Source organism: Bhargavaea massiliensis, from assembly GCF_050480245.1.
In the GTDB taxonomy this organism is placed as follows: domain Bacteria; phylum Bacillota; class Bacilli; order Bacillales; family Anoxybacillaceae; genus Anoxybacillus.
This window is the reverse complement of the sequence record NZ_JBCNEQ010000015.1, coordinates 1-9875: the sequence shown is the minus strand read 5'-3', so window position 1 is coordinate 9875 and position 9875 is coordinate 1. Positions and strand designations below refer to the sequence as shown.

General features: G+C 42.5%; 7 protein-coding genes, 9 tRNA genes and 1 pseudogene. 1 reads left to right on the top strand and 16 read right to left on the bottom strand.

The features are described from left to right. Positions 1 to 519: pseudogene (locus ABEV15_RS04135) on the top strand (ISL3 family transposase); the annotation flags it as partial. A 280-nt stretch (positions 520 to 799) separates the two neighbouring features. Here the strand turns inward: ABEV15_RS04135 and glmS are convergent. The 16 genes from glmS to ABEV15_RS04055 form a co-directional block, all read right to left on the bottom strand. Next, complete coding sequence (gene glmS, locus ABEV15_RS04130; RefSeq protein WP_498852431.1) at positions 800 to 2602, bottom strand: glutamine--fructose-6-phosphate transaminase (isomerizing); 1803 nt, start codon at positions 2600 to 2602, stop codon at positions 800 to 802. Positions 2603 to 2995: 393 nt separating this feature from the next. Continuing rightward, on the bottom strand, positions 2996 to 4342 hold the full coding sequence (gene glmM / locus ABEV15_RS04125) for a phosphoglucosamine mutase (protein WP_429633253.1): 1347 nt from the start codon (positions 4340 to 4342) through the stop codon (positions 2996 to 2998). Positions 4343 to 4362: 20 nt separating this feature from the next. Then, positions 4363 to 5595, bottom strand: coding sequence for a CdaR family protein (locus tag ABEV15_RS04120; RefSeq protein ID WP_498852430.1), 1233 nt, complete (start codon positions 5593 to 5595; stop codon positions 4363 to 4365). After that, positions 5588 to 6409, bottom strand: a complete 822-nt coding sequence (cdaA, locus tag ABEV15_RS04115; RefSeq protein WP_192952293.1) for a diadenylate cyclase CdaA — start codon at positions 6407 to 6409, stop codon at positions 5588 to 5590. Before cdaA ends, ABEV15_RS04120 begins: the two co-directional genes overlap by 8 nt. A gap of 63 nt (positions 6410 to 6472) precedes the next feature. Then, the gene (locus ABEV15_RS04110) at positions 6473 to 7087 is read right to left on the bottom strand and encodes a zf-HC2 domain-containing protein (protein WP_498852429.1); all 615 of its coding nucleotides are present in this window, start codon (positions 7085 to 7087) and stop codon (positions 6473 to 6475) included. Between the two features lie 18 nt (positions 7088 to 7105). Continuing rightward, a complete protein-coding gene (sigW, locus tag ABEV15_RS04105) occupies positions 7106 to 7669 on the bottom strand; it encodes an RNA polymerase sigma factor SigW (protein WP_192952291.1) in 564 nt (187 codons plus the stop codon). Positions 7670 to 7788: 119 nt separating this feature from the next. Next, complete coding sequence (gene rocF, locus ABEV15_RS04100) at positions 7789 to 8685, bottom strand: arginase (RefSeq protein ID WP_498852428.1); 897 nt, start codon at positions 8683 to 8685, stop codon at positions 7789 to 7791. 139 nt (positions 8686 to 8824) lie between these two features. Continuing rightward, positions 8825 to 8897 (bottom strand) — tRNA-Ala (locus tag ABEV15_RS04095). Between the two features lies 1 nt (position 8898). Next, positions 8899 to 8973, bottom strand: a tRNA-Gly gene (locus ABEV15_RS04090). A gap of 6 nt (positions 8974 to 8979) precedes the next feature. Then, positions 8980 to 9052 (bottom strand) — tRNA-Lys (locus ABEV15_RS04085). Between the two features lie 145 nt (positions 9053 to 9197). Then, a tRNA-Gln gene (locus tag ABEV15_RS04080) sits at positions 9198 to 9272 on the bottom strand. A gap of 145 nt (positions 9273 to 9417) precedes the next feature. Beyond that, positions 9418 to 9502, bottom strand: a tRNA-Tyr gene (locus ABEV15_RS04075). Positions 9503 to 9507: 5 nt separating this feature from the next. Then, a tRNA-Thr gene (locus ABEV15_RS04070) sits at positions 9508 to 9583 on the bottom strand. Between the two features lie 25 nt (positions 9584 to 9608). Further along, a tRNA-Val gene (locus ABEV15_RS04065) sits at positions 9609 to 9684 on the bottom strand. A gap of 8 nt (positions 9685 to 9692) precedes the next feature. Beyond that, positions 9693 to 9764: transfer RNA gene (locus tag ABEV15_RS04060), tRNA-Glu, on the bottom strand. A gap of 15 nt (positions 9765 to 9779) precedes the next feature. Further along, positions 9780 to 9852 (bottom strand) — tRNA-Thr (locus ABEV15_RS04055). Between the last annotated feature and the right edge of the window lie 23 nt (positions 9853 to 9875).

Genomic DNA, 9875 nt, shown 5'->3' with positions numbered 1-9875 from the left:
TTTTATCATCGGCTTTAACATCGATAAGTACCATGTGGTTCAAAAAGTGACACAAGCCTTGGATCAAGCAAGAAAGGAATTTTCTCCATTGAAAAAGGCTCGATATCTTCTCTTAAAAGGCTGTGAAAAAAGCTTCGTAAGGACCAACGGCTTCGATTAGACGATATCTTGGAGGAGTATCCGGTACTTTCCATTGCTTATTATCTGAAAGAGTTGTTTCGGGATTTTTACCGAACCGATGGATATAACGAAGCAAAGGAACGCTTAGAAGAATGGATTGGGTTAGCCAAACAGAGCCTCTTTGCCTCTTTTCAGCAAGCAGCCAACACGCTTGAAAGGTGGAAAGAGCCCATTCTTTCCTACTTTTTGTGCTCATATACGAATGCCCGAATCGAAGGAACGAATCACAAGATCAAAAACATCAAACGCCGGGCATATGGCTATCGAAATCTAGAACGGTTTCGTTTGCGTGTATTTCTGGAGTGTACAGGGAACACTACAGGCAGTCAGGCTGCTTAAGCGCTCCTTTCTTCCGCTATCGGTATGATCGTTGGTCTGTATGCGGAAGAAGGATCCTGCCTGATGAACCCATTTCATCCAGCTAACATGTTTCTAGGATTGAGTAGAAATCACAGAAAATGGTGAAGACCCAAAAAATTAAAAAACACACGTTCGATTACATTAATTGTAATCGATGCCGTGTGTTTTTTAAACAACTTTTTTATTTTTTAAACGACTTTTTTATAATTTAAACAACTTTTTTATTACTCAACAGTGTTTTTATCATTTCTTCTAATTTTTACTCCACCGTTACTGACTTCGCTAAGTTGCGTGGTTTGTCGACATCGCAACCGCGATGTAGTGCCGCATAGTAAGCAATGAGCTGCAATGGAACGACAGATGCAAGCGGCGTAAGCATTGGATGAACAGCTGGAATGACGAAACGGTCGTCCTCCATGTCTAATCCTTTCATGGAAATGATGCACGGATTTGCACCGCGCGCGACAACTTCTTTTACGTTTCCGCGAATGCTTAAGTTCACATGTTCTTGTGTCGCAAGTGCGATGACCGGTGTACCTTTTTCAATTAACGCAATTGTGCCGTGCTTCAATTCCCCGCCCGCAAAGCCTTCTGCTTGAATGTAAGAAATTTCTTTTAGCTTTAATGCGCCTTCTAATACGACATAATAGTCAACCGCGCGACCGATAAAGAAGCAGTTGCGTGTTGTCGCTAAATATTCGCGTGCGATGTTTTCTATTTCATGTTTTGCGTCGCAAAGTGTCTCCATCGCATTGGCGACAATGCCGAGTTCTTTCGTGACATCAACATCTAGCGCGATGCCTTTTGCTTTCGCAGCGACCGCCGCTAACATCGCAAGCACTGCAATTTGTGCTGTATATGCCTTCGTTGATGCAACAGCAATTTCTGGTCCAGCATGAAGAAGAAGCGTATAATCTGCTTCACGCGATAATGTTGAACCCGGTACGTTCGTAATCGTTAATGATTTATAACCAAGCTCTTTCGTGCGCACGAGCACCGCGCGGCTATCTGCCGTCTCCCCGCTTTGTGAAATATAAATAAAGAGCGGTTTTTCCGATAAAAGCGGCATATTGTATGAAAATTCGCTTGCAATGTGCACTTCAACAGGGATTTTCGCCCAGTTTTCAATCAATTGTTTGCCGACTAAACCAGCATGATAGCTCGTGCCGCATGCGACAATATATAAACGATCCGCTTCTTTGACTGCTTGAATGATGTCTTCATCCATCGCTAGTTCGCCTTGTTCGTTGCGGTATTTTTCAATCAAACGGCGAATGACAAGCGGTTGTTCGTCAATTTCTTTCAACATGTAGTAAGGATACGTTCCTTTTTCAATGTCGCTTGCATCTAATTCCGCTACATACGGTGCACGCTCTACCACTTCACCATTTAGCTTTTTAATTGTCACATGTTCTTTTGTCACAATGACGATTTCTTTATCCATTAACTCAACATATCGATTTGTCACTTGTAACATCGCGAGCGCATCGCTTGCGACGACATTAAATCCTTCGCCTAACCCAGCTAAAAGCGGGCTTTTGTTTTTCGCCGCATAAATGACGCCATCATTTTCTGCATCAATTAACGCGATCGCATACGAACCTTTTAATAACGAAAGCGTCTTACGAAACGCTTCTTCTACCGATAATCCGTCGTTTACGAACGTTTCAATTAGCTGCACAATGACTTCTGTATCTGTATCACTTTGAAACGACACGTGTGCTAAATAATCACGTTTTAGCAATTCGTAGTTTTCGATTACACCATTATGCACAAGAGTAAAACGACCTGATGCACTTTGGTGTGGATGGGCATTGACGCGGTTTGGCACGCCATGTGTTGCCCAACGTGTATGGCCAATGCCAAGCGGCGCATCGACATCTTCTGCGACAATGGCACGTAAATCTGCAATGCGTCCTTTTTCTTTAAACACATGTACACCTTGTTCGTTTAATAATGCAATCCCTGCAGAGTCATAGCCACGGTATTCTAATTTTTCTAATCCGTACAATAAAATTTCTTTTGCTGGTTGTTCACCAATATAACCAACGATTCCGCACATAATAAATCCTCCCTAATGATAGGGGCAAGAAAGGGGCTCTTGCCCCTTAAATAATTGACTTGCTTGCGATGAACGCTCTTTCCTTTGTGCAAAGAGTCGCCTCTTTGTTTTAAGAAAGAACTTGCGGCTGTCATCGCATCAGCCGGGAGGCATCCGCCGAACACTCGATAAACCTCCTCCTCGTCAACTAAGCTTTCTTCCCGTCCAAAGCTTAGTCCAGGCGCTTTTGTGAAACTTTTTTTCCGCTATCCTCCTTTCATGTAAGATGTCAAACAACAATAGTTTACAACAACAAAGAGGCAAACGTCAATGTGTATCGCTTACCCCTATATAAACAAAATATGCATAAATGGAATAAACCGTTCCATTTATGCATATCGTTTATCAAAAACATTATTGTACGCCAAAGCGTTCACGAACAACGGACGCAATGCGCTCAACGTATTGATCGCAAAGTTCATTTGTTGGCGCCTCTACCATCACACGAACGAGCGGCTCCGTACCAGACGGACGGACGAGAATGCGGCCGTTTCCAGCCATCTCTTCTTCCACTTCGCGAATGACACGTTGCACTTCTTCGTTTGCGATTGCTTCATGTTTATCTGTTACTTTTACGTTCACTAATTTTTGTGGGTATTTTTTCATTTCCCCCGCTAGCTCAGAAAGCGGCTTTTTCGTTACTTTCATAATGTTGACAAGCTGTAGCGCTGTCAATAACCCATCTCCTGTTGTGTTGTAATCAAGGAAAATAATATGCCCTGATTGTTCTCCACCTAAATTGTATCCATTCTTTTTCATTTCTTCAACGACATAACGGTCACCAACGGCTGTTTGCACACTTTTGATTCCTTGCGCTTCAAGCGCTTTATAAAAACCAAGGTTGCTCATGACGGTTGAGACGACCGTTTGATGTTTCAGACGACCTTGTTCATGTAAATATTTTGCGCAAATGTACATAATTTGGTCACCGTCAACAATTTCACCGTTTTCATCAACCGCAATTAATCGGTCGCCATCTCCATCAAACGCTAATCCTACATCTGCCCCTTTTTCCTTCACAAATGCAGCTAACGCCTCCGGATGTGTTGAGCCGACACCTTCGTTAATATTTAACCCGTTCGGTGAAGCTCCCATTGTCGAAACATCGGCATCTAAATCAGCAAATAAATGCGTCGCTAATGACGATGTTGCACCGTGCGCGCAATCAAGCGCTACGTGAATGCCTGAAAAATCTTCATCTACTGTTTGCTTTAAATATTGTAAATATTTTTGTCCGCCTTCAAAGTAGTCGTTTACTTGCCCTAAATCTTTGCCGATTGGACGTGGCAACGTATCTTCTTCGCTATCGAGAAGGGCTTCAATTTCTTGTTCTTGTTCATCGGAAAGCTTAAAGCCATCTGGACCAAAAAATTTAATGCCGTTATCTTGAACAGGGTTATGCGAAGCGGAGATCATGACCCCCGCTTGCGCCCCTAATACTTTTGTTAAATAGGCTACACCTGGTGTGGAAATCACGCCAAGGCGCATAACTTCTGCTCCGATGGAGAGCAGTCCAGCTACAAGCGCTCCTTCAAGCATATGACCAGAAATGCGTGTATCGCGACCAATTAATACTTTCGGGCGTTCTTTATCTTTCGTTAATACGTAACCGCCAAAACGACCAATTTTAAAAGCTAATTCTGGTGTTAATTCACTATTGGCAATCCCTCGAACACCGTCTGTTCCAAAATACTTACCCATGCTATCGCTCCTTTTTATCATTACTCATTTCTCGTAATGCGAATCGCTGCTTTTTTTTGTGGCAGTTTCCACCGAACGTTTTGAGGGCCATTTACTTCAATCGGCACATCGTGCTCGCCGATCCCTAATTCACTAACATTTAAGTATACCTCAATATCTTTCAGTTGAATAGCGTTCAGCACACTTTCCGCTCCTAGCGCGGTTAGCGTAATATGTCCACCCTCAGGGTTTATGAGTTCTGCTTTGTATGCATCGTTCAGTCCGACAATTTCAATTGGGATGGTAGGAAACGTTCTCTCCTTTTCTTGTTCGACTTCAATTAAAATCGTAATTTTCGCTGGGTCTACAGCTTTTACTCCTTTTGGAATAGGAACATCGACTTGTAAAGTCGTATTGCTTGTAATATCGCTTAAATCGACTTCAATGCCACTAATAAATTCGATGTCTTCAATTTTTTCTTTTGGTCCGAAAATCGTTACTTCACTTGGAATTGCTTCAATTTTGACAATGCCTAATCCTTCTCGTAACTTTCCTTTTCGCTCAGTTTTAAACGGAACGGTTTTGCTTGGACTTTTGATTGGTACAGTAATATCGACAATCGAAGGTTCGACATCGAGCGGTAACACATTTCCTTCCTTATCATATACCGTCACTTTTGATTCTCGCTCAATCGTTTCTTCGACTCCTTCTAAATCGACGCGTGCCTTCACAAGCGCTACTTTGTCAATTAACGTTTTTGCCCCTGTTACTTTCACGATATTGGGCTTGACAATCGGTTGTTCCGGTGAATAGCCGTCCGCAATTTGTGATTTATTAATAAAATCGACTTCCACCGAAAAATCTTTCGACACTCGTTCATCAATAGTCACAGTGATTGTCGCTGGATCAATGGTAACTCGCAATTTCTCGGAAATATTGCGGTATTGCAAAGGTACTGTATGCGTACCAATTGGGAGTTTTGACAAATCAACATATACTTCAAAATCTCGTTGCAGCTTCGTCGGCGTCACGATACTTTTCGGTCCTTCAAGCATCACATTAACGGATTGCGGAATGCCAGAAACAACGAGGTTTTCTTGATCGTAATACGCTACAACCGGAACGTCCGCCACCGTTTCGACACCGGTTTGCCCGACTGTATTTCTTGACGTGCTGTTTGATTGTGTTTCAATGTTGACGGAAACGTAAACCATAAGCGCTAACAACAAAGAAAAAATGCGTATAAACCATGGGCTATTCATCCACTTATCCACTTTTTTTCGCCCTCCACTGCCAACGAGATGAAGAAGTTGCTTTTGGTTGAACGAGCTCCTTCATTAACAATTCTCGTAATACATCTAATTTTAAATCGCGGTAAAGCTCCCCATTTTTCGCAACAGAAATCGCTCCTGTTTCTTCAGATACGACAACAGTAATACTATCTGTCACTTCACTAATACCTAATGCCGCGCGATGCCGTGTGCCGAGCTCTTTAGAAATAAATGGACTTTCTGACAACGGCAAGTAACAAGATGCTGCAGCAATTTGATTTTTTTGAATAATGACAGCTCCATCGTGAAGAGGCGTATTCGGAATGAAAATGTTAATGAGCAATTCTGACGACACATGCGCGTGTAATGGAATGCCGGTTTCAATATAATCGCCCATTCCTGTTTCTCGTTCGATGGAAATAAGAGCTCCGATCCGTCGTTTTGCCATGTACTCTGTCGCTTTTGCGATCGCTTCGATGATATGCGTTTGTTCTTCCTCTTCCGGAGTCGTGCTTCGCGAAAACAATTTTCCTCTTCCTAGCTGTTCAAGCGCTCGGCGCAGCTCTGGTTGGAAAATGATGATAATCGCTAAAAAACCCCATGTAATCGCTTGGTCCATCAACCATTCCAACGTACTTAGCCCAATAAAACTACTTACAATTCGGACAAGAATAATGACGATAATCCCTTTAAGCAGTTGCACCGCTTTCGTACCGCGTACAACCATAATAAGCTTATAAATGACAAACCAAACAACGAGAATGTCTACAAATTTAATGAGATAATTCACAAATGTTGGGAGCTCTCCAAATGGCATTCTTACACTTCCTTCACTCATTCTAATTGCTCTCACATGTAAAAAAGCCATCAATATGGATGGCTATTTCATTAATGTTTTGGCGAGATTGTAACCGACTCTTTTTATATTATACCAAATCCAATCAAATACTTCATTAACTTCTTCAATTTGTCCGGTGACTTCACCAGCAGAGGCTAAATATTTATGTCCGTTAATCACTGTTACGTTTCCGTGCACTCCCCCTTCGATTTTAATATCACCGTTGCGCACGACGATATCTCCTTCAACAACTTTTCCTTCTGGCACAATGACCGTATGATTTTGAACAATTAAATGTTCTTGCTTAGAAAAAGAAAACTCATCATTTTCTTGCCAAACCGCCCATAAGCTGCTCGTGCTTAATAGAAGAAATAATGATGCAGCCGTTAAAAACGGATGATGAGTAAACCATCGTTTCCAGCGCACGCGCCGTTTTTCACGCGGTAAGTTATACATGACTTTTTTGATGAAATCGTCTGAAGGGGTAAAGTGAGAAACATTTTCGACAAACGCCACTGTTTTTTTCAATGCATAAAAATGCTCTCGGCATGCTTTACATTGTTGAATATGGGTGTGCAATTGTTGTTGTTCTTCTTTTTGAATATCTCCGTCTAAGTAGTCATGCATCCATTGAACAATTTTTTTAGAGCATGGCATCTGTCTCACTCCTTTTTATCATAAGTGGCCTAAATATTTACGCAATGCTTCACGACCACGATGAATGCGCGTTTTCACCGTACCAATCGGCAAGTTTAAAATGTCACTAATTTCTTGTAGTGATAATTCTTCAATATATTTTAAGACGATGACGGTGCGGTATTTTTCTGGTAATTTTAAAATCGCTTCTTGTACCATTTGTTGTAACTCTAAACTTTCTAGCGCATCTTCCGGTGAAGCTCCTTCATCTGCGAGTTGGGAATACATTGTTAGCCCATCTGTTCCTGATACTTCCGCATCTAAATAAACATCCGGCTTTTTTTTACGAATGCGGTCAATCGATAAATTTGTCGCAATCCGATACAGCCAAGAAGAAAATTTCATTTTCGGATCGTATGTATGAATGTTGACATACGCCCGAATAAACGCTTCTTGTGCTGCATCTTCTGCCTCATGACGATTTCCTAACATCCGATAGCATAGTTGATAAATTTTATCTTTGTACATCTCGACAATATCAGCAAAAGCACTTTGATCTCCTTTTTTAACCGCTTTAATGCGTTGCTTAATAAACATGTCCATTCAATATTTACCTCCACATGGGGGCTACTATTTTATACGAATAACATAAAGCAAAGTTCCATAAATCGCAACGAATATGTTAATTTTAAAAAAAATGGAGAGGGGCATGATGCCACCTCTCATACGAGCTTCTCACCAAACAACGATCCCATTAAAGCAACAGCGGTTGCTGCTGTTTTATTTCGTTCATCTAAAATTGGATTGACTTCAACAAATTCCGCTGACGTGATGATTTGCGCTTCAGCTAACATTTCCATTGCTAAATGACTTTCACGATACGTAAGTCCACCGATCACCGGTGTTCCAACGCCCGGTGCATCATGCGGATCTAGTCCGTCTAAGTCAAGAGAAAGATGTACGCCATCTGTTCGTTCTTTTAAATAAGCAATCGTCTCTTCCATTACTTTCGTCATGCCAAGGCGATCGACTTCATGCATCGTATATATTTTGATTCCTTTTTCCTTAATTAGTTGTTTTTCACCTTCATCAAGCGCACGAGCACCGATGATAACAATATTTTCTGGTTTCACTTTTGGACTATATCCACCAATCATCGTTAAAGCTGGGTGCCCAAGTCCTAAACTTGCAGCAAGCGACATACCATGAATATTTCCAGAAGGTGTCGTTTCGGCTGTATTTAAATCTCCGTGTGCATCATACCAAATGACCCCTAAGTTTTTATAATGTTTAGACACTCCTGCAAGCGTCCCAATCGCGATACTATGATCGCCACCAAGCACAAGCGGAAAACGACCTTTTTTCACAACTTCATCAACAGTAGCAGCAAGCTTTTCATTTGCTTCAGCAACTGCTTTCAAGTTTCGCAATTTTGGATTTGTCACATCTTGTTCGCGCTCAGCACGTCCAATTTGAATATCTCCTAAATCTTCAATATTATGATTTAAACGCTCTAAACGTTCCACTACGCCAGCATAACGAATCGCACTTGGTCCCATATCGACACCGCGTCGTGTTTGTCCTAAATCCATTGGTACACCAATAATTGAAATGTTCATCTTGATCTCCTCCCCTCGTTGCATCTGTTGTTTATTGTACACGGGAAGAAACAGTTGGCTCAACTCGACAACTTTTTGAATATTTATTCTACGCAAAACGCAAAAAAAACCTTAGGTCGTACCTAAGGTTTCAAAAAGATGGAGCCTATCGGGATCGAACCGATGACCTCCTGCGTGCAAAGCAGGCGCTCTCCCAGCTGAGCTAAGGCCCCATGGAGCGGAAGACGGGACTCGAACCCGCGACCCCCACCTTGGCAAGGTGGTGTTCTACCACTGAACTACTTCCGCAAACAGTGAGCCATGGAGGACTCGAACCTCCGACCCTCTGATTAAAAGTCAGATGCTCTACCTGCTGAGCTAATGGCTCGTTATAAATTAAAAAACCTTACTCAATCTTGCTTTACCTGTCCCTTCCTCTACTAGCACACCCAAGATGTCAAGTGCGTCGGGACAACTCGACACATATTCGAAGAAGTTTTGCTCGTTGCTGAGCTAATGGCTCATTATACGAATGGCTGGGCTAGCTGGATTCGAACCAGCGCATCACGGAGTCAAAGTCCGTTGCCTTACCGCTTGGCTATAGCCCATTGATATAACTTCATGAGTTAACTTCTCAGAATTTACTTCATGAATTAACACCGCAGGATTATTTTGAGAATTTCTGAAGGAAATTCGCGAAATAATCCGACATTGATATGACAAAAATGTATGTAATCATTGTGTGAAAACAAATGGTGGAGGGGGACGGATTCGAACCGCCGAACCCAAAGGGAGCGGATTTACAGTCCGCCGCGTTTAGCCACTTCGCTACCCCTCCGCAAATGGTGCCGGCTGCAGGACTTGAACCCGCAACCTACTGATTACAAGTCAGTTGCTCTACCAATTGAGCTAAGCCGGCATAATTATGAACTTATTTACATACATGGTGGAGGATGACGGGATCGAACCGCCGACCCCTTGCTTGTAAGGCAAGTGCTCTCCCAGCTGAGCTAATCCTCCATAAAAGATGACCCGTACGGGATTCGAACCCGTGTTACCGCCGTGAAAGGGCGGTGTCTTAACCACTTGACCAACGGGCCAACATACGACACACAAGCTTCCAACCGGGCTTGAACCGGTGACCTCTTCCTTACCATGGAAGTGCTCTACCAACTGAGCTATGGAAGCACTGGCTCCGCAGGTAGGATTCG